Source organism: Oscillospiraceae bacterium, assembly GCA_025757985.1.
Taxonomy (GTDB): domain Bacteria; phylum Bacillota; class Clostridia; order Oscillospirales; family Ruminococcaceae; genus Gemmiger.
Window position 1 is genome coordinate 1,672,227 of the sequence record CP107210.1, and the last position, 20,208, is coordinate 1,692,434.

Genomic DNA, 20,208 nt, shown 5'->3' on the forward strand with positions numbered 1-20,208 from the left:
GCGTATACCCGGTTACGATATACACATTTTAGGTCTGAGGAATTTTTCCCAGCATTAGGCGAGTCCTTTCACAATTTCCAGAATATACGCAGCAGGCAGAGTGCTTGGCAGGGAAATTAGCAATCCGTCTTTCTGGATGCGAATCTGCAGGTGCGGTGATTCTCACCGTTTATGGACGTTTATTTCGCCTGTATGCCCACAAAACGCAAACTGCCGTTACCGCTGGTGAAGCGGTAACGGCAGGGCAGGTTGTTGGGTATGTGGATTCAACTGGCAACCATCTGCATTTTGAGGTCATGCAGGGCTGGGTTAGGGTTGATCCGCTGAGCTTGCATTCTTTAAAGTATATTCGCTTTACTGCTTTTGTTTTGCCAGAAGCGCCGCACCTATGACCCCGGCGTGGTAACCCAGCGTACAGGTCGTAATCCTCGTATGCTTTTGGGCAAAGGCATTGCCGAACACCATCGGTTCCACTGCTGCACGCAGTGGTTTCAAAAGTGCCTCTCCCTGATTTGCCACGCCGCCTGAAAGTCCAATGACTTCCGGGAAAAAGATATTAATGAGGTTTGCTACTCCAACCGCCAAGTAATGAATATAATGTTCCACCACTTCCTGAGCCGCAATATCGCCTTGGACTGCGGCATCGAAGGCGGTTCGTCCTGTTATAGCATCCTCCCGCGGGGCCAGCGTATGTAGCAGGCTCTGCGGGTGGGCACGGTATGTCTCTGCCGTCATTCGGATCAAAGCCGTTGCACTTGCGAGGCTTTCAAAGCATCCACACCGCCCGCAAGTGCAGCGTGGTGCATCGAGGCTGTCCATAATCACCATATGCCCAGGCTCTGAGGCTACACCAGTATAGCCAGTTAGAAGTTTTCCTTGCAGCACTACGCCACCGCCTATGCCGGTGCCCAATGTCACGATGACCGCGCTTTCTGCACCTTTGGCGCAGCCCGCCAGCGCCTCACCCAAGGCTGCCACATTGGCATCATTACCGATATAAACTGGCAGACCTGTACGACTCTGCAAATATTCTGCCATATTAAAATTATGCCAATTCAAGTTGTTAGAATAGAGCACCCGGCCACGATCCACCGAACCAGGGCAACCGACACCGATTGCTTCCACCCACTCCCCCGAGGCCAACTCTGTGCAGAGCTTCACTATGTCATCGCACACAGCCTCGGACGAACGCGGGAGCGCCGTGGGCACTGATGCTTCTCGCAGGATTTTCCCTTCCTCCGTCACCAGCGCCGCCTTAATATTGGTTCCACCTAGGTCAACGCCCAAATATGCCATACCAAGTCCTCCTTTACTGCTTCAGGGTAGTTTCTGCGCTGATTCTCTTTGCGTTACAAAATCAATCAGCTAGCACGGGAAGTGGAGTGGCTCACCGTGTTATCCCCAATGCTGATGTCTATTCTTATTTCGAAGCAAAAATGACATATTTAGTTTTCAGAATGTATCTGCCACACTACGCACTTGCAAGCTTTCTCGCAACTGTTCTGCTGTCACTCCCGGCGCCACAGAGTCCTTTTCCAGTGCGACATGTACACCCTGCGGTGTACACAAGGAGAAGTAGTTATCGGAGAATGGGCGGTCAGTCAAGTTTGTTTCTATCTCCACTTGATGCGCATAACAATCGCTTTTTACGTAAATATCAAACACATTACCGCAGTCCAGCACATGCACTGTGTAGTTCGGTCGTGGTAACTCCATTTGTTTGGGTCGACAGAACAGCGTGCTGGCATATGCGCCGGTATTGTTCTTTTCGCACAACCGATACGCAACAAATACCGTATCCTGTCCGCGTTCCGCCAACTCCTGCATAAAGTCAACCGGATCCAGTTCTGTCACGCTGAGAGGCGGCACCTGAACCGGCACCTCCATATGAGCCAAAAGACCATAAGCCGTGTCTCTCAGCTCTACCTCAACCGTGCCCTCAAGCGCTGTGCGACTGTCGTTGTGAACCCACATCCGCAGTTTGGCATCTTCCGCCTTTGCCGTCACCATACGCGGCGAAAAAAAGCGGCGTGCATAATAGTGCAACGCTTTCCAGCGTCCGAAATAATCAATACTGGCCCACGATGCCACCGGCCAGCAGTCGTTGAGCTGCCAGTAAATGGCGCCCATGCAGCGGCCTCTGTTACGTCGCCAGTGTTCCACGCCGTGCCGCATCGCTTCCGCCTGCAAAAGCTGCGAAATATAGAGCAGACTGTCAAAGTCCTTCGGGTAGCGGTAATAGCTGGAAATATAGAACATGATCAATCCATTGGCTGCACCGTTTTTCTGATGGCTTTCCATCACGGGAGAAAAAATATTACGGTCACTTGGCTCTGTGAAAGTCTCAATGGTTTTGCGCCCGGGGAATGATTCAAATCCAAATTCAGAGCAAAAACGGAAATAGAACTTTTCGTAATCTGTAAAGGGCTTCATTCTATGCCATACGTCCCAATAATGGACATCTCCCCGATTCTCGGCATTCGGATCATCGAAGGAACCACCCGAGGAGGGCGAGGAGGGCCAGTAAAACACGTCCGGCGCATTAATCTGTGCTTCCTGCGAGATTACGTATTCGAACATCTTGATGTAGTCTGCTTTCAGCGCAGGATGGTGCGTTACCACGTCTTCCCAGCCCACCCAGCCAAGCTCCATTTCGTTGTTACCGCATAGAAGACCCAAGCATGCGTGATGACGAATGCGCAGCAGATTGTCCCGCAGCTCTGCACGAATATTCTCTTCAAACGCCGCATCCATCCGGTACACATTACAGGCAAACATTGCATCCTGCCAGACGATCAAGCCAAGGCGATCGCAGGCGTCGTAGAACCAATCATCGGGATAGTAGCCACCGCCCCATACGCGGATTGTGTTGAAGTTGGCAGCGGCGCAATCCTTCAGAAGACGCAGCGTCTGCTCGGGCGTAACTCTCGTGACTACACTGTCCTCGGGTATATAGTCAGCTCCCATGGCGAATATCTTGACACCATTGACCCGAAAACAGAATTCCTCACCCCATTCATCCTGATTACGGCTTATCGTCAACTCCCGCAGACCAATCTGCTTGTGCCAGTCATCCAGCACTTGACTATCTTTGTCATGCAGTTCCACATTCAAAGTATACAGAGGCTGCTCGCCATACGTGTTCGGCCACCACAGTTGCGGAGATTTCAGCACGAAAGATACCGCTGCTGTTTCCTCTGCGGACACACTTTGTGCATATAGCGCATCTCCTGACGGCGAAGTGAGTGTGCAGCAGACAGTGTAACTCTCTAAGTCTGCAAGTTGGGCGAGACGCACTTTCGTTTGAAGGAAGACCGTTCCGGTGCAATGTTCCTGCTTTATGCGCACGTCGGCGATGCGCGCGTCCGAAAAAGCGCACAACTCCACCGGGCGCCAGATACCTGCATCCGGCAGTTGGGGACCCCAATCCCAGCCGAACATACAATGTGCTTTTCGTAAATAATTGTTTCCGCGGATACAGCCCTTTGCCACATAGTGTATGGAGGGATCCTGACCTTTTTCCCGGATAAATTTCAACGAAGATCGAAAGATAATTTCCAGATGGTTTTCGCCCCTTTTCAATTTGCCGGCAACCGGCAAACGCCATGTGCGATGCATATTATCCACCGACGCGAGGAACTCACCGTTCAATCGAATATCAGCCAGGGTGTCCAGTCCGTAAAAGACCAATTCGGCATACTCCTGCTTCAGAATCTCCTTTTGCGGTACAAAGCACAGCGTGTAGCAAAAGTCCTGATTAAACAGCTCTCGGACTTCATACTCGTTTTTTCGATAAAAGGGATCACATACCAGTTTTGCATCCAGCATTGCATGCAACACACTGCAGGGAATATTCGCCTTTATTTCCCAGTCTCCGTGCGTACATGGCCGGATGCACCAGCCTCTGTTCAGTGTTTGTGTTATCATGACGGCACTCCTCTGTTATTGAATGACTCTGTTCCGACGCCCTCCCTTCTGCGAGCATAAACGCTTCCGCGTCCCATATGGCATCGCAGCTACGCATAGAGTACGTCATAATTTATATATTTGCTGCACCAAGAGACAGAACATCGAATCGGCCCATGCAAACCATGCGCGCGTAAAATGTGTCGGATCGTTCGCCTCAAAACTTTCATGCATGTGATAGGTGCCGGCGGTGGTGTTGAAAAGCATCGACAGGATTTCCTTTTTTTCATCAAGCGACGTGGATGTCAACCCCTGGACGGCAAGTGCAATCGGCCAGATATACCCTTTACGGGTGTGCTGACTTCCAATCCCCGCGCCAAACTTTCCCGTGAAATAATATGGATTATTCTCGCTGAGGAGAAAACGACGCGTGTTTTTATAGATCTCATCCTCCGGCTGGCAGTAGCCGTACCATGGGGCACCCAGCAAGCTGGGCAGATTCGCGTCATCCATCAAAGTATAGTTTCCAAGACCATCCACTTCATAGGCAAAAATGCGACCATACTTCGGATGCTCGATAACTCCGAACTTTTGAATGCCGGAATCAATCTCCCTGCTGAGCGATTTGGCAGATTTCAAGATGGCATCAGGCAATGGTAGTTCCTGTAAACGGTTAAGCACACTGACCGCCAGCATATTGGCAGGAATCAAATAATGCAGCTCGCACGCGTCGTCGCTCGGGCGGAAGCCGGACCATGTCATTCCTGTATAGCCCACAAGCGTGCCCTGCCCTCCATTGCTTAATGTTTCCGTTTTCAAAGGAGAGTCACGTTCGAACCGATAGGGGGAGAATTCCGCGTGTTTTTGCTCTGTTCGCCAAACCTCTAATATGGTCTGCACCGCACCAACCACGGTCTCGGTAAATACCGTGCGATCCTTCGTCCGACGGAAATAGGCTTCCAGGAAGAACAGAAAGAACGCCAGAGAATCCACCTCATACTTTCGCTCCCAAACCCACGGGCTCATTTGCGTGTGATCTGCGCAAAAGCAGCTGCCATCGGCTTTCGGTTGAACGCGTTGGCATAGGGATCAATTTGAATAAAGTGTGCCTGCTGAAGCACAACGCCACGCAGAGCCCTCGCCACAACATCAATATCCGCCATACTCAAATACGGAAGAAGCTGCATTGCGCTGTCCCGTAGCCACATGGCATGAATATCGCCCGTGAATACATAACTCTTTCCATCTTCCTCTAGGGACAGCGTCGTCTCCCATGCCGTTTTGTAGCAGCTGGCATACAGCTGGGCAATTTCCAGCTCTCTAATTTTGGTATAAGATTCTTCTATTGCCTCTTTCAAAGGCTTAATCATAAACATTACTCAATGTACCCCATTTTTTTGAGAATCCGAGTGTATCTCGAGATTGTGTGCGGAAGAACATTGATTGTCTCCCCATGCACCATCCAGTTGACGATTTCCATGAATTTGCTGCCCCTATTCCAAATATATGGCGTGAACGAGACAACTGGCGAATCAAGCACTCCCATAATCCAGCCGGGCGCAGTGCGCTCACACTCAACGATGTCCTCCATCACAGACATACGCACATAGGGGGACCCGGCGCACACATTGCGCGGGGTAAGATTGAAAGCAACCATGGACTTTCCCTGGTATAGAATGCGATTTCTTCCCGGCAGTGCGGAAGAAATGTAATAATCCAGACCGACTTCCTCCACCGCCTGATACAGCTCCGGATGAAGCTGTGTGAGCGTTTTTAAATCAGTATCCATAAATGCCATATAGCCCTTTGGCATTCCTGCTTTTCCGGCAATCTCTTCGATTTCCTTCATTGCACGGACGCAGTGCTGTTTCAGCGCCTCCGGGGGGCAGCCGCATTCGGCCATGACACCCATGCCGCCGCAGTGCAGAATGGGTTCGATCAAGCCCCACACACCGCCCTGTGAGCGTTCCACAGAAAGCAGTTCCCACAGCTGTGGGCATGTCTGATAGCGTGCGGCATGTACGCCAATTCCCATTTTAATGCCGGTGAAGGAAGCCAACTCCATCAAATTGATCATGGCCTCGTTATGGGCCATTTCGCCCGAATGCCACACTAAGGTGGAGAGGATTTTTCCCTGCTGGGCATATTGCATCAGTTGTTCGTCACTGGGTTCGTTCTCATCCCAGCAGCGTTCTGTATTGGCCCACTGATACGGAATGGTAGAAACACTCGGAAACGCCGGACGATTCGGATCCATGATTTTAATGCAGATGCCGTGCTTTCCCCACTCAAACAAATCTCCGTCCCCAATCTGGCGCCCGACTAAAACATTATTGTTTGTTGCCTTTGTCAGCTGCTTAATATCTTCCATTGCACAGGTGTATTGCTCGGTGTAGGACGATACCTCTATATCTTTCAACTTTTTGGGTTTCGCTGCCCCGTAAAGAGCAACATATTTATCCCGACAAAGCGTGGCCATCATGGACAAAATGGCATCCGGATCGCCAAAAGCAACTCCCTTTGCCTGCTTTTCGTACCGGTGAGCTATTTCAGCCGACAGAGTTTCTACTCCAATCGTATTCGAGAGGGGGGGAATCTCCGAAATAATGGTTTCGGGCAGAAAATTTTCCTTCTGACCTATGTATCCCCACGCTTGATGAAACAGCACTTCCGGATAGAAATACGGAAGAAATTCCCGGCTGGTGGTTCCGTCGTTGATGTACTCTGTGTCGAACAATACGACTTTTTCTTCTTCCAGACCAAAGTAATCCTGTACGCCGCAGTAAAATTCCCGGATGGATTTTGCTCGCACAATTACATTTTTAGAAAATGCCCGAATCGAAGAATCGAACAAGCTGGTTGTCCCATAGATGAAATAGTAAATGTCATAATATGCATTCAAATAATTAAACTGCTGAAAATGGTTGCCCCCCAGTACTGTGCTACCCGTTTTCGCAAAAAGAAGTCCGTCCCGCTCACTCCCCAAGTAAGCTTCAAAAACCATTCCGGCTTGCTCTGCCACCCAAGACAGAGTGGGGATAATCACCGATACTTCTGCCATCTCCAACTGGGAGATAAACATTAGCATTTTTTTCTTTTCTACCATAGCAAACAGTTCCCTTTCATTTAATTGATCCCTGAATTAGCCCATTGTAAATTTGCTTTTGGAGCAAGATAAATATTATTAGAATTGGGATAACTGTAATGATAGCACCCGCGCAAATGACCTCCCATTGCGTTCCATATTGCCCTTTGAATTGAAACAATGTCGTGGCAACTACACGCAAGCTGTTCTTTGGCATGTACTGATAGGGGATATAAAAGTCGTTGTAAATTCCAACTCCCTTTATGATGACTATCGTGGTAATTGCCGGTCGGAGCAACGGTAAAATGATGCGTCGGTACACTGTGAAGTAACTTGCCCCGTCAATGATGGCTGCTTCATCCAGTGATACGGGGATGGTCGAGAGTTGCTGCAAGAAAATATAGATGGCGATTATGTCGGTGCCGATGTACAGAAGAAAACCCGCCATCCGCGTATTATACACACCTAAAGCACTGATAATGCGGTATACCATCACCTGAACGCTCATACTTGGGACGATAGAAGCGAATAAGAAAGCGTTTTTCAGAAGTTTCTTTCCGCGGAACTCAAACCGACTGAAGATATATGCGAGCATTGTCCCGTTCAAAATCACGAAGATTAACGACACACCCAACATGATGACAGTGTTCATAAAACCGTTCAGCATATTTCCGTCCACAAAGGCTGTGACATAATTTTCAAAATGAAGCCTTTCAGGCAGTTGCAGAACACCTAAATCATACACTTCCGCCTTTGATTTGAGCGATGTAACAATGGCCAGTATAATGGGGGCTAAACACACAAGCGTGATGAGAATGAGGGAAATGTACTTCAGTGCCACCAGCACTTTCCCAAGCAGGGTAGAACGCTTCCTGACACTCATTCTGCCTCCTCCTTTCCAATGACAAGCTTTTGCAGTACTGCCACAAGCAAAACGACAGCCAGCAAAACCAGCGACATACTGGAAGCAACGCCGTATTTATTGTATTTAAAAGCGGTATCCAATATGTTCATCAAAAAAGTCTTTGTTCCATTGGCGCCTCCTGTCATGATATACGGCATCTCATAAATGCTCAGCGCGCCACTGATGTTGATGACCAGGTTTACGAAAATCACCTGGCGGATTGATGGCACAATAATGAACCAAAACCTCTGCCATGCATTCACACCGTCAATTGCTGCCGCTTCATAAATGTCCGTGGGAATCGAGGAAATAGCTCCATAGAAAATCACAAACATAAATCCCATGTAGCGCCATATGGATGCTGCCACGATCGACCAGTTAACAATGTGGGGATCTCCCAGCCACTTGTGAATGTGCGTTCCCAATCCCAGGAACTGCATAACAACATCCAGCATCCCTTCGCTGCGGTAGAAAAGCAGGAAGATGAATCCGATAGCTACACCATTGATCAAATAAGGGAAAAAAATAACAGCTTTGAAAAAGTTCTTAAACCTTACCCTGAAGCTCAAAATCGTCGCAAAATACAGAGCAAGGGCCGTCTGAATCAGTGTACCGATGATGTAGTACAAAGATACCTTTAGGACAGCAAATTGTTCCGGATCCTGCCACAGTTTAGCGTAATTATTGAGGCCAACGAACCGAAAATTTCTGCTGGTGCCGTTCCAGTCGGTAAAGCTGTAAAGCAGTAGCTGTGTAAGAGGCAGATAATTGAATACGATCAGCAATGTCGTGGGAAATAGTAAAAAGCCCACAATGATAATTCGTTGCTGAGTTTTTCGTTTCAAATCGGCAAACCTGGTAAACTTGAAATTCTTCATCAACGTGTATCCCTTTCGTTACCCTTTACCCCGCTTCAGATGGTCTTAATTTACATCCGAATCTGAGAAGGTTCTGAATAATTCAATTTCGGCTGGCGGCGAATCTTTTGCTCCGTCCTTGCAGTTCCGAAAACGGTAAAAATGCAAAGTATTTTGCCGCCGGCTCTCATTGATATAATCAGAGCTTCCTGAACTGGGTGCTTCTTTATTCCTTGTAGAAAAGCAAAATGAAGTAAAAAAGCAGAATGAAGCGTTAGGCAGAACGCTTCATTCTGCAAAGCAATCTTCTACATTTGAACAAGTCAGACGCTCATTGTACGCCCAGTGTATCCATCGCGGCGACCCAAGAGCTGTTCAGATCATTCATGATATCATCGTAGGTTTCATCTCTGTTGCCGATGGCGGCGTCAATGATGCGCTGCTTAAAAGTCGCATCCAGAAGGCCGACCTCAGATTCCTTATCAATCTTATCGAGCAAACCCTGATCTTCTCCTTGGGCCGCTGTGCAGGCTGCAAACTCTACGCCCAAATCGTACCAATCCACAGCGATCTCCGGGAGCTCACTGCCAACCAGGGGAGAAACACTGGAAGCAAGACGAGTGGAGTAGTCGGTCTCCGCGAAGAATTTCACCCAAGCAAGCGCGATGTCCTGATGCTTAGAATGTACGCTGACTCCGTTCACATAGTCACGACCCAAACGCACCAACTGCTTCATATCAGCCGTTGGGGTCGGGAACGGCATGTACCCAATCACATCCTCGCTCACTCCGGCATCAGCAGCCGCCTCTTGGAATTGGCTGATTGCCCAAGAGCTGCACACACATGTCGCCACTTTGCCATTTGCCATCAGGCGCTTTGCTTCGTCAAAAGTTGCCGTGGCAGGATCGTCTTCAATCAGACCTGCTGCAGGGGCCTCATACATAATGCGGTACAGATTGTAGTTCGGGCTCCCCTTCAAGAAGTTCTGACGATCATGAGCCTGCAACACATACGGATAATCCACATCGCCGGCCACCGTCAGCGTGTTGGCCTCCCACTGATTCAGCGGCCACTGTTCCGCATATGCCGTATACAAAGGAATTGCATCCGTCTTTTCCTTAATCGTCTTTAGGACATCCATAAACTCGTCAATCGTGCGCGGAATCTGTGTGATGCCGGCTTCCTCGAAAACCGTTTTATTATAGAAGATTCCTGTGAACTGCACCGACACCGGAATTCCGTATACCACATCATCGTAAGTGCGGTCATCAATGCAGTAATACTGTTTCGACAACTCGTCATATTTTCCCAGCGGTACAAAGTACTCGTCCAAGTTCTCAACATCCACCGTGTTCGGTATCAGCAGGACATCGCCATAATCCGAGCCGGACAAACGGATTTTCGTCTGATTCTCATAATCGTCGATGGCCTCGAATTCCACCTTCTGAGTACCGGGATATTTCGCATCGAACTCCTGAGCGTATTTCTCCAATTCCTTCAGGCGATTGCCTTCCGTCACATTAGTAAGCACTGTGATTGTTCCCTCGCCGATGCTCACATCCGGGTTGGTGAATACATTTCCACTCTGGGATTCAGTCTGTTCTGTCTTCACAGACGCCTCAGACGTGGGCGCAGCACTGGATTCCTGTGCTCCGCAACCGGCGAGCATAGTAAGCAGAAGTGCGCAGGCCAAACCAACTCCTAAAAAAGCTTTCCGTTTTCTCATTTCGTTTATTCTCCTTCGTTGTATTTTGCACCTATTCGCAAATTCATGCGGATTTGCATTATCACCGGTGCAAATTCAGTATAACAAACAGACCGTAAATGAATATGTCATTATTCCATCTTTTTTTATGTCTTATTACGTTCTCGCTGTGCTCGGTATTCTGTCGGCGTCAAGCCGAACTGCTTCCGAAACTGTTTGGCAAAGTTAAAGTAGTCATTATATCCAACGCTTTCCGAGATATCTCTGACTTTATTGTTGGTGGACCAAAGCAGGGATTTCGCCGCATTAAGCCGTGTTTGAATGAGATATTGATTTACACTCATCCCAAAGATCTTCCGAAAACTCCTATCAATATAGGAAGGTGAATATACCAAGATGGACGATAACATCGAGAGATTGATTGGTGACGGATAGTTTATGTCAATGATCCGGCGAACTTTCCAGGAAATCCCGACGCCGTCCTGCTTCTGTTTTGCCGCATCTTCACAAATTAGAAGCAGTAGTTGCTCAACATCTTCCAAAACCTGAAGTATGTCCTTATAGTGAAAGTTCGTTTCTTGGTTACGGATGTTTAGCATTAGCTCGCACACTTCGTCGAACCGGGACAAACATATCGTCATCAGCAGCCGCAGATAATCCTCAATCAGTTTTTTGTTTTTTCTCATCGCAGAGAAATCACGGATGTCACTTCGGTCCAAGCGCTTCATTAGTGCGTTAGCCATGCCCTGGTAGTCAATCAAAGACCAATAGATTTTTACTTCATCCTCTAATTTTTCTAAGATAAACCTCTCGTCATGTACGACCAGATTCCCAGCCCAAAAAGCCGTAAGGGCGACCTTTTTTTTGATGCCAACAAAATAGCTCCCCACTTCGTCAATCAATACCGCCTCCGGAATGGGCTCAATCACATATCTGCAACCATCTCGAGCGACTAAGGCATTTGTTATCTTTTTCAAATTGTCCAGGACGTCATTCTTCTCAAAAATCAATAAGAAGGTTTGAAAGTATTGAGTGGGTGCCTTCAATATCTGCCCCGAATACTTTGTCGCACAGATGCTTTCGATCTCCTCTGTCGTCGGAAGCTCCCAGCCGGCCAAAAAGACCGCACAATATTTTTCGGTAGAAGAAAGATAGCTGTTCAAGGCATATTCGTATAAGTTGTACAGATCCTCGTCTGTCCGTCCGCCTCTGCTTTGAATGACAGCGATGGCCGAAGCAATGGACTCGTTCAGCTCTTCACCACTGATCGGTTTTAGAATATAGTTGAGGCATCCCGCCTGCATGGCCTGCTTAGCGTACTCAAACACTCCATGGGCACTAATGGCGATAACCTGAATCATCGGATAATACCGGTGTATCTTCTGCATCAATGTAATTCCATCACAGCCGGGCATTTTTATATCGGTGATTACAATATGTGGAAGACGCTCTTCGCACAACCGAAACGCTTCGTTTCCATCATGCGCTATTGCAACCAGGGTAGCGTTATGCTGCTTCCAGCTGATTAAGTTCACCAGCGACATGCGGACGAGAGAGTTGTCATCTACAATTAAAATTCCGTACATTACGCTTACCTCCATACCCGATATGGGTTTGCGTTAAGTATAACATAGGCACCTAACATTACAATGCCTTTTTTTAAAAAAAATATGTCATTTTTCGCCCTTTCACCTTTCATGTGAAGAGGGTGCGGACGAAATCCTGGACTCAAATGTGTAGGAGGCCAGAGATGTACAGCCTTGAACAAAGCACAGATGCTATTCAACTTTTTATTGAATCCGGATTCAATGAGAATGCTGTTATTCGCAGCTTGGGGTATCCTTCACCTACTATGACGATAGACTGCCTTGACAGGGACACCATCCGCCGCTATCGCCAGCGCATGGATAATCTCCGACCCGGTCATGTATGGTCAGAATTAGCTGTGGAGGATTTTCTGCACCGCATCGGTGCTATGGCGCGAGATACGGACGGTAAACTGCGCCCCACAGCGGCCGGATTGCTTATGTTCGGCCATGAATACGAAATTGTACGCGAGTTCCCACATTATTTTCTGGATTATCAAGAGCATGACCGTTCTGTCACAGAAGATGAACGTTGGACAGACCGTATCGTCTCCAGTTCCGGTGATTGGAGTGGTAACATTTGCGACTTTTACTTCCGCGTATACAACCGGATTGCGCAGGATATTAAAGTGCCTTTTAAGCTGGAGGGTACAGATCGTATTGACGACACCCCTCTGCATAAGGCTTTGCGCGAGGCTTTGGCAAACGCCTTGATTCACGCCGACTACTATGACCGGCGCGGTCTGGTGATTCAAAAATGGCCGGATAAAATTCGCATCGCCAATCCCGGCGCGTTCCGTATCAATGTGCAGGAGGCCCTTGCCGGTAGCATATCCGACCCGCGAAACGAGTCGCTCATTAAGATGTTCAACCTGATCAATGTCGGTGAGCGCGCGGGCAGCGGTTTGCCGAGCATCCGTACCGTCTGGCAAAAACAGGGCTGGCAGGAGCCGGAAATCGTGGAGAGCTTTAATCCAGACCGCACAACACTGTTGTTGCCGCTTGCCGCCAATAAAGCGGCGGCAAAAAACGGCGGCAAAAAACGGCGGAAAGTCTAATTCTATCTCAGAGAAGCGAAAGAACGACATCCTTCAATATTTGACCGACACATCGGAAGCAAGTAGCACCCAAATTGCCGACGCCATCGGCTTACAAGTCCCCCGCACAAAGATGTATCTGTTAGAACTGATTGCCAGTGGAGCGATTGTTGCGGAGGGTAGCAGCAGGGCAAGAAAGTACCGATTGAAATCGTAATTCTTTTCATCCTTAAAGCATCTCATCTTAAGGTTACGCGGTTTTTGACCACCATTTGACCACTACTGTGCAGTGGCACTATAAAATGCCGGAAAAGCCTGTTGTGACAACCAACAACGGGCTTTTTCTTGTTTTAGCGGCAAATGTGCAGAACCAACAAAATTCACGCTTCAGCGTCTGGTTGCACTGCCATGTCGTAGTTCTCCGACGCCAGGTGCCGGGGGTTCGAATCCCTTCAGGCGCACCAAGAGCAGCACCTTATGGGGTGCTGCTCTTTTTGTTATGCGCGGATTTTATGAGGCAGCAAAAGGGAGGATTCGAACAGCCCGTGCCCCGCGGCTTGGCGAATCCCTTCGAGTGCGCCAAAAAGCGCATTGCAATGTACTTTTGCAATGCGCTTTTTGGCTTGATGTTATTTTGGTTTCAGAATCACTTCCCGCTTTCAGGGAAGATGATTTTGTTGACAAAGAAGAAAATGACCATAGACACGCCGCCGTTCAAAACCGTCGTGCCGATGTTATAGATGAAGTCCGGCACAAGCAATCCGGCTACGGCAACCCATACGCAGTTGATGGAGTTGACAATGCAGGTAATGACGCAGAATGCCAACACATACCACGCGATCTGCTTGCCCAGATTGCCCTTGCTGCGGAACACGAAATTGCGCTGAATCGGGAAGTTGATGCACTCGCCAATGACCATGGCGATCATATACGCGCAGAAGTACGGCAGCCCGCCGTGGGCGGCATCGTAGCCGAGGATGTTCCACTTGAAGGTTTCGCCAAACAGGGTCACATCCACGCCGGGCCAGCCGAAATCCACCACCGGCAGACTGCTGAATGCAGCGGGCAGAAATTGCAGCAGCAGATACTTGAACACGGTAATCAGATTCGACACGATGACGAACAGACCGCCCTCGCGCACCCACTTGGCTGCGGCAGGGTGTTTTGCCGCAAAATTATTCCAAAACTGCATAATACAACCTCCATCAAGCGCCGCGCAGACGCTTTTCCATCTGCGCATTCAGCACCACATTCTTAATCGCTTCATAAATCACCCGCACAAGACCCAAGATCCAGAAGCCCTGCAATTCCATGACAATGCCGTCCACCATGCCCATGCTGATGGCACCGTTTGTCATCTTTGCCAAGGCGCGAAGGGGCATATTGTACTGGAACAAAATGTTCAGGTCCGGCTTGCCGCGTTTATAGCTGACATCCAGCAGGATCGTCAGCACAAGCCACACAAGCCAGCCCAGCGGGCTACGTGCGTGGTTCAGTTCGCCCAAGGTCAGATTGCGGTCAATTTTGGTTTTTCCGTCCGGGATGGGATGCCCCAGCAGCTTTTCAAAGTCCGCATCGGAAACGCTCAGCACATCGCCCTTATAATAGCAATCCAGGTCCACATCTTCATACGGATGCACGGTAGCCGTTCCATGCACGGAGATTTTCTCGCACAGCCGGATGTCTTCCACGCTTGCGCCGACAAGCAGCTCGTACTCGCCGCCCTCGATTTCCCAGCGGTTAGCCTTGACATTCCAGAAGCGGAACGCCTTATCGTCCAGCGTAATGGTGATGCGCTGTTTCTCGCCGGGGGCGAGTGTTACGCGGGCAAAGCCTTTCAGTTCCCTGACAGGGCGGAAAAGCTCACTGTTCTTTTTAGCAACATACAGCTGCACGATTTCCGTACCTGCCACGCTGCCGGTGTTCGTTACGGTAAGGCTGACCCCCTGTTCATCGGCAGCCATATCGCTGTACGCAAACGTCGTGTAGCTCATACCATAGCCAAACGGGAAGCGCACTGCTTTTTCCGCCGTGGTAAAGTAGCGGTAGCCGATGTACAGCCCCTCGCGGTACTCCACGGTCTTGCGGCGGGTGGCAAAGTCGGCAGCGCTGGGTACGTCGGCGTAGGCCAACGGCCATGTTTCTGCCAGCTTGCCGCAGGGGTTGACCTTGCCGGTCAGTGCATCCGCAACGGCTCCCGCCCCCGCCTGACCGCCTAAAGCGGCGTACAACAGGGCTTGGCAGTTGTCCAGCCACGGCGTTTCGACTACGCTGCCGCTGTACAATACCACGACAATTTTCGGGTTGACGGCCGCCACAGCCTGCAGCAGATCCACCTGATTTTGCGCAAGGCGCAGATTGCTGCGGTCAAGACCCTCACTCTCGGCGATTTCATCCAGACCCATGCACAAAATAACTGTATCCGCCTGTGTCGCCAGTTCGCAGGCGGATTTCTGCAAAGCTGCATCCGGCTTACCGTGGCGGTCAAAGCCCTGCTGATACCCGATGACATTCAACTCGGAGTCAATCAGCTTATCCAGCAGCACATCCACCTGTGTCGAGTTCACCATGCTGGAGCCTGCGCCCTGATAGCGCGGATTTTTGGCAAAGTCGCCGATAACAGCCACCTTGCTGCCCGCCGCCAACGGCAGCAAAGCGCCCTCGTTTTTCAGCAGCACAAGGCTTTCCTCGGCGGCACGGCGGGCAAGCGCATGATGGGCTGCCGCATCAAACTCGCGCGGGGCAGCGTCCAGCGCAGCCTTGGTATCAAACACCAGCGGCAGCAACTCTGACAAGCGGGCGTCGATGTCGGATTCAGAGATTTTCCCGCTTTCCACCGCCGCCAACAGTTCGCGCACACTGTCCCCACCGGGCGCGGGCATTTCCAGCGTGGAGCCGTTCTTCACACCCAGCGCGTGGTCGTTGCTTCCGCCCCAGTCGGTGATGACCGCGCCATCAAAGCCCCACTCACCGCGCAGGATCTCCATGAGCAGGTGCTTATTCTCGTTGGCGTAGGTACCGTTCACAAGATTGTACGATGACATAATGCTGCGGGGATGCCCCTCTTTGACGGCAATTTCAAACCCGGTCAGGTAAATTTCCCGCAGGGTGCGCTCGTCCACGATGGAATCCGAAGCCATACGCCGCGTTTCCTGACTGTTGACGGCAAAGTGCTTCGGGCAGGCGGCTACGCCCTTGGACTGGATGCCGCGAATATATCCCGCCGCCAGCTTGCCCGCGAGATACGGGTCCTCGGAGAAATACTCAAAGCTGCGGCCGCAGAGGGGGCTGCGCTTGGTGTTCAGGCCCGGCCCCAGCAGAACGGCGACCTCCTGCGCGGCGGCCTCCTCGCCCATGGCCCGGCCGATTTCCTCGCCCAGCGCCGGATCCCAGCTGCACGCCACGGTGGCGGCTGTGGGGAAGCAGGTGGCCGGCACGCTGGGGTTCAGCCCCAGGTGATCCGCCGCCCCGGCCTGCTTGCGCACGCCGTTGGGGCCGTCGGACAGGGTGATGGACGGCACGCCCGCGTTTTTGTAGCCCCGCGTCGTGAACACGGTATCACCGGACAGCAGAGCACATTTTTGTTCAAGGTTTAGTTTGGTTATAATATCTGTGTGTTTCATGGGTCTCTCCCCGCATAAAAAGCAAGGGCGGCAGCGCATTCTGCCGCCCTTAGGTAATACCGCATAATTCTAAGTGCCGATACGGCGAGCGAGGTGCTTAAGCCGTCAGGCGGGAATTGTGCGGTGTTGCCCTTACTTTCCGAATTAGGTGTTTGCCTTCTTGGCCGCTTTCTTGGCCGCTTTTGCCTCCATCTTTGCCAGCTTGCGCTTGCTGGGCTTCCATACACGGAATACCCGGTAAGCAAGCAGAATCAGCAGCAGCGTGCAGAGGATGTTGACCACTGTGCGCACGGTCGTACTGACCTGCGGACCATCCTTGTAGATACTGCCCGGCATTGCGCTGTTCATTGCTTTGGTGTTGGCGGTCGTGTACAACACATGGTGCAGTGCCTCGCGTGCATAGTGGTAGGTTTCGGCATTGTCTTTGTCGAAATCATCCCAGCGGGCGGAGTTTTTCTCGTAAGTCAGCTTCATGTCGCCGCCTGCCTCGATCATCTGCTGGCCGCCCATAAAGACGCCGGTATTGGCGTTATCAGTGATAACCGCGCCATTGAAGCCCCACTCGGTGCGCAGGATTCCGGTAATCAGCGCGTAGCTGCCGCCGGTCCAGGTCGCGCCAACGCGGTTGAAGGCTGTCATAACGCCCAGTGCCGCCGGGATGGTAGTAGTCGCATTCTTGTAACTGCCGTCGGCCTGCTTCTCCACATAGTTCAGCGTGACGTCATCCAGTTTCATGCACATCTCAAAAGGCTTGAGATAGATTTCGCGTGCAGACTGCTCATTCAGCCAGGTTGCCGCGCCGTACTGCCCATCGCGGTCGCCGCGGTGGTTTTCCTGGTCGTTAAAGGCAAAGTGCTTGATATAGGCATACAGCCCCTTGGTGGCAGCACCGTAGACTTCTTTGGATGCTACTGTGCCGGAAAGGAACGGATCCTCGGAGTAATACTCACCATTACGACCGCTGAAGGGGGTACGATGGATGTTCATGGACGGTGCATACCAGCCGTCGCAGCCGCCGATGACCGCCTCATTGCCGATCATCGTGCCGTATTCCTGCGCCAGATCCTGGTTCCAGGTCTGGGCAAGGGTCATCATGTTGGGGAACATAGTACCGGTGCCGCCGTAGATCAGCCCGCTTGCTGTGTCAGCATCGATCACAAAGGGCTTGCCCACACTATTGATGGCGGGCACACCGTAACCAGAGCAGGTGATGATGTTGTAATAATCGTCTGCCGTCAGCTGGTCAAGCAGGTCGTTCCACATCGGGTCGTCGTAGCTCTTGCCGCGCAGGTCAATCAGGCTCAGCCCGTTGTCGGCACCGTAGACGATTTCATCCTCGTAGGTATCACCCACAGTCGGGTTGCCGGAATCGGTGGAATCCAGCTGCGCCACCAGCTCTGCACCGGCAGTCTTTTTGTACTGGTAAGAGGCGGGCTTGCCGTCAGCATCCGTGCCGTTGATTTCATTGCCCCAGGTGCTGATCACATCGCTGGGTTCGCCGTCCGGTTTCGGGAACGTGCCTGCCCAATCGCTGCGGGTCAGGTAACCGGCATCGCCCTTGGCGGCATCCAGCTGATTTGTGACAGCAGCACCCGTGCGGCTGTCGACTGCATAGGTGGTGGTATCTGTCTCGGTGTTGGCAGGGGTATACACGGTGGCAAATGCCGCATCACCGTCGGCGGTCATACCGTCTGCAACGGTTTTTCCCTTGGCCGCCAGCACATTGTTGATAGCGTCGTGGGCATTTTCTGCCGCGGTAATATAGTAGTCACCTGCATCCAGGATGTATGTTTTCGCACCGCTGGCGTCATATGCCTTGAGCTGGTCTTTCGTAAAGGTAACGCTTACCGTCTCACTTGCGCCGGGTGCCAGCTCAGACGTTTTTCCGTAGCCGACCAACTCCACGGCAGGCTTTTCCACACCGTTTGCTTTGTCGTAATCCGTATAGGGGCTTTGTACATAAAGCTCCACAACGTCCTTGCCTGCCATATCGCCGGTGTTGGTGACAGTGACCTGTGCCGTGCAGGTGTCACCGCTCCAGTCTGCCTTAAAGTCGCTCCAATCGAAGGTCGTATAGCTCAGGCCGTAACCGAAAGGATACACGACCTCGCCGGCATAGTCGTAATCGCCCGCATTACCCTGGCCGAGGACAACGTCCTCATACCGAGTCTCGTAATAGCGGTAGCCGACATAAATGCCTTCCTCATACGTGACGTAGTTATACTTTGTGATGCTGCCGTTTTCGTCATAGTAGGCATAATCACCGAAGTTCTGCGCCGCCGGGGATGCAGAGGCATCGGCCGCAAAGGTGTCCACCGTGCGCCCGCTGGGGCTGACCTTGCCGGTCAGCACATCCGCCATAGCTGCGCCGATGGTCGGCGCGTAAAGCACCGACTTGATGTTGGGGTAATCGGCCAGCCAGTCCAGCTCCAGCGCTGCGTTGGAGTTTACGATCAGCACTGTATTGTCGTAGTTATCATTCAGGTATTGCAGAATCTCACGCTCGGTGGAGTCCGGTTCCAGATAGCTGCGGACCTTGTCTTCCTCACTGGCAGCGTGGTTGTACATCGAACGGGGCATATCACGGCCCTCGCCTGCCACACGCTTGAGAATATAGACCGGGGTCGTGCCCTGTACGCTGTCCAGCAGACCACTCTCACCCTGCATGACAGAGAGCGGGCACTCGTTGATACGGAAGTCCTCGGCATCGCCGAAGCTGATGGAGCCGCTGGCCAGCCCATACCCGGCACCTGCACCCTGCGTGTAGAAATTCCACAGCGTCTCGTTCACGTTCAGGCCGCGCTCGGTCAGGGCCGTATTCAACGGCGAGCCGCCGCCCATCAGCCCGGCACCCACATTCTGCTTACTGTTGGCAGAGAACAGACTCACGGTCGTGTCCTCGGCCAGGGGCAGGGCGCCGTCATTTTTCAGCAGAACGACCCCTTCATTGTTGATGCGGTCGGTCAGGTCTTTTTCGGCATCACCGATGGTGTCGGCGGTATAGTCCGCCGTGTTATAGTCCAGGTCCAGGCCTTCGGTCTGTACTTTGCTGTTGTCCCAAGATTTCTTGTAGCCCAGCATTGCATTTATCATGCGGGCGTAACTAGGCAGAATGACGTTGGCTGCAAACAACAGCACTGCCATGACAACTGCCAGCACAGCCAGAATACCTGTGTGCAGAATATGGCCTACAATTTGCAGTGGTGTGAGTTTTTTCTTTTGCATTTTTCTCCTCCTTGAATTTTGGTGGGGCTTTTGGCCCCTGCCTTTGTTCTGACCTTATTGTAGCAGAAAAGGGGCTTTGTGGCACAAAATTTGCATAACCTGTCGTTTTGGGCGCGCAATCTGTAATTGTAACAAAAAGATTACAAAAAGCGTAGTGCAAAGCGCACAAGACAAGGTCGCATCCCTTTGTGCAAAATTGCGGGTACGCGGCGCGGGCGGAGCAGAGCCCCGTCCCTACGAGCCGCGAGACAGAGTTGTAGGGGCCGGGCATACCCGGCCC

Annotated in this window: 14 protein-coding genes; 2 read left to right on the forward strand and 12 right to left on the reverse strand. The window is 51.3% G+C overall.

Going from position 1 to position 20,208, the window contains the following annotated elements:
• The first annotated feature begins 104 nt into the window (after positions 1-104).
• On the forward strand, positions 105-392 hold the full coding sequence (locus tag OGM67_08320; protein UYJ33596.1) for a M23 family metallopeptidase: 288 nt from the start codon (positions 105-107) through the stop codon (positions 390-392).
• On the opposite strand, the gene OGM67_08325 is transcribed toward OGM67_08320, so the two are convergent.
• From OGM67_08325 to OGM67_08365, 9 genes are all read right to left on the reverse strand, one after another.
• Positions 355-1,296, reverse strand: coding sequence for an ROK family protein (locus OGM67_08325; GenBank protein UYJ33597.1), 942 nt, complete (start codon positions 1,294-1,296; stop codon positions 355-357). The genes OGM67_08320 and OGM67_08325 overlap by 38 nt on opposite strands.
• Positions 1,297-1,452: 156 nt before the next feature.
• Positions 1,453-3,828, reverse strand: a complete 2,376-nt coding sequence (locus OGM67_08330; GenBank protein ID UYJ33598.1) for a glycoside hydrolase family 2 protein — start codon at positions 3,826-3,828, stop codon at positions 1,453-1,455.
• A gap of 204 nt (positions 3,829-4,032) precedes the next feature.
• A complete protein-coding gene (locus tag OGM67_08335; protein ID UYJ33599.1) occupies positions 4,033-4,899 on the reverse strand; it encodes a glycoside hydrolase family 125 protein in 867 nt (288 codons plus the stop codon).
• Between the two features lie 29 nt (positions 4,900-4,928).
• The gene (locus tag OGM67_08340) at positions 4,929-5,282 is read right to left on the reverse strand and encodes a glycoside hydrolase family 125 protein (GenBank protein ID UYJ33600.1); all 354 of its coding nucleotides are present in this window, start codon (positions 5,280-5,282) and stop codon (positions 4,929-4,931) included.
• Positions 5,282-7,012 (reverse strand): hypothetical protein, encoded by a 1,731-nt coding sequence (locus OGM67_08345; GenBank protein ID UYJ33601.1) that lies wholly within the window; start codon positions 7,010-7,012, stop codon positions 5,282-5,284. The genes OGM67_08340 and OGM67_08345 overlap by 1 nt, the downstream gene beginning before the upstream one ends.
• Positions 7,013-7,028: 16 nt before the next feature.
• Positions 7,029-7,874, reverse strand: a complete 846-nt coding sequence (locus OGM67_08350; protein ID UYJ33602.1) for a carbohydrate ABC transporter permease — start codon at positions 7,872-7,874, stop codon at positions 7,029-7,031.
• Positions 7,871-8,773 carry a sugar ABC transporter permease gene (locus tag OGM67_08355; protein ID UYJ33603.1) on the reverse strand — a complete coding sequence of 301 codons (903 nt, stop codon included), beginning with the start codon at positions 8,771-8,773 and terminating at the stop codon, positions 7,871-7,873. Before OGM67_08355 ends, OGM67_08350 begins: the two co-directional genes overlap by 4 nt.
• Before the next feature lie 310 nt (positions 8,774-9,083).
• Entirely contained in the window at positions 9,084-10,478 is a 1,395-nt protein-coding gene (locus OGM67_08360; protein ID UYJ33604.1) for an ABC transporter substrate-binding protein, read from the reverse strand.
• A 125-nt stretch (positions 10,479-10,603) separates the two neighbouring features.
• Entirely contained in the window at positions 10,604-12,043 is a 1,440-nt protein-coding gene (locus OGM67_08365) for a response regulator (protein UYJ33605.1), read from the reverse strand.
• 164 nt (positions 12,044-12,207) lie between these two features.
• Here OGM67_08365 and OGM67_08370 point away from each other — a divergent pair, with 164 nt between their 5' ends.
• Positions 12,208-13,101, forward strand: a complete 894-nt coding sequence (locus tag OGM67_08370) for a hypothetical protein (protein UYJ33606.1) — start codon at positions 12,208-12,210, stop codon at positions 13,099-13,101.
• 625 nt (positions 13,102-13,726) lie between these two features.
• On the opposite strand, the gene OGM67_08375 is transcribed toward OGM67_08370, so the two are convergent.
• The 3 genes from OGM67_08375 to OGM67_08385 form a co-directional block, all read right to left on the reverse strand.
• The gene (locus tag OGM67_08375) at positions 13,727-14,272 is read right to left on the reverse strand and encodes a GtrA family protein (GenBank protein UYJ33607.1); all 546 of its coding nucleotides are present in this window, start codon (positions 14,270-14,272) and stop codon (positions 13,727-13,729) included.
• Between the two features lie 13 nt (positions 14,273-14,285).
• On the reverse strand, positions 14,286-16,703 hold the full coding sequence (locus tag OGM67_08380; GenBank protein ID UYJ33608.1) for a glycoside hydrolase family 3 C-terminal domain-containing protein: 2,418 nt from the start codon (positions 16,701-16,703) through the stop codon (positions 14,286-14,288).
• 144 nt (positions 16,704-16,847) lie between these two features.
• Positions 16,848-19,928 carry a glycoside hydrolase family 3 C-terminal domain-containing protein gene (locus OGM67_08385; GenBank protein UYJ33609.1) on the reverse strand — a complete coding sequence of 1,027 codons (3,081 nt, stop codon included), beginning with the start codon at positions 19,926-19,928 and terminating at the stop codon, positions 16,848-16,850.
• Between the last annotated feature and the right edge of the window lie 280 nt (positions 19,929-20,208).

What these genes read in the sequence shown, in the direction of transcription:
- OGM67_08330 (UYJ33598.1), bottom strand. Translation starts at nt 3,828, where the DNA reads ATGCTGGATGCAAAACTGGTATGTGATCCCTTTTATCGAAAAAACGAG.
- OGM67_08375 (UYJ33607.1), bottom strand. Translation starts at nt 14,272, where the DNA reads ATGCAGTTTTGGAATAATTTTGCGGCAAAACACCCTGCCGCAGCCAAG.
- OGM67_08325 (UYJ33597.1), bottom strand. Translation starts at nt 1,296, where the DNA reads ATGGCATATTTGGGCGTTGACCTAGGTGGAACCAATATTAAGGCGGCG.
- OGM67_08380 (UYJ33608.1), bottom strand. Translation starts at nt 16,703, where the DNA reads ATGAAACACACAGATATTATAACCAAACTAAACCTTGAACAAAAATGT.
- OGM67_08360 (UYJ33604.1), bottom strand. Translation starts at nt 10,478, where the DNA reads ATGAGAAAACGGAAAGCTTTTTTAGGAGTTGGTTTGGCCTGCGCACTT.
- OGM67_08355 (UYJ33603.1), bottom strand. Translation starts at nt 8,773, where the DNA reads ATGAAGAATTTCAAGTTTACCAGGTTTGCCGATTTGAAACGAAAAACT.
- OGM67_08365 (UYJ33605.1), bottom strand. Translation starts at nt 12,043, where the DNA reads ATGTACGGAATTTTAATTGTAGATGACAACTCTCTCGTCCGCATGTCG.
- OGM67_08350 (UYJ33602.1), bottom strand. Translation starts at nt 7,874, where the DNA reads ATGAGTGTCAGGAAGCGTTCTACCCTGCTTGGGAAAGTGCTGGTGGCA.
- OGM67_08340 (UYJ33600.1), bottom strand. Translation starts at nt 5,282, where the DNA reads ATGTTTATGATTAAGCCTTTGAAAGAGGCAATAGAAGAATCTTATACC.
- OGM67_08345 (UYJ33601.1), bottom strand. Translation starts at nt 7,012, where the DNA reads ATGGTAGAAAAGAAAAAAATGCTAATGTTTATCTCCCAGTTGGAGATG.
- OGM67_08370 (UYJ33606.1), top strand. Translation starts at nt 12,208, where the DNA reads ATGTACAGCCTTGAACAAAGCACAGATGCTATTCAACTTTTTATTGAA.
- OGM67_08385 (UYJ33609.1), bottom strand. Translation starts at nt 19,928, where the DNA reads ATGCAAAAGAAAAAACTCACACCACTGCAAATTGTAGGCCATATTCTG.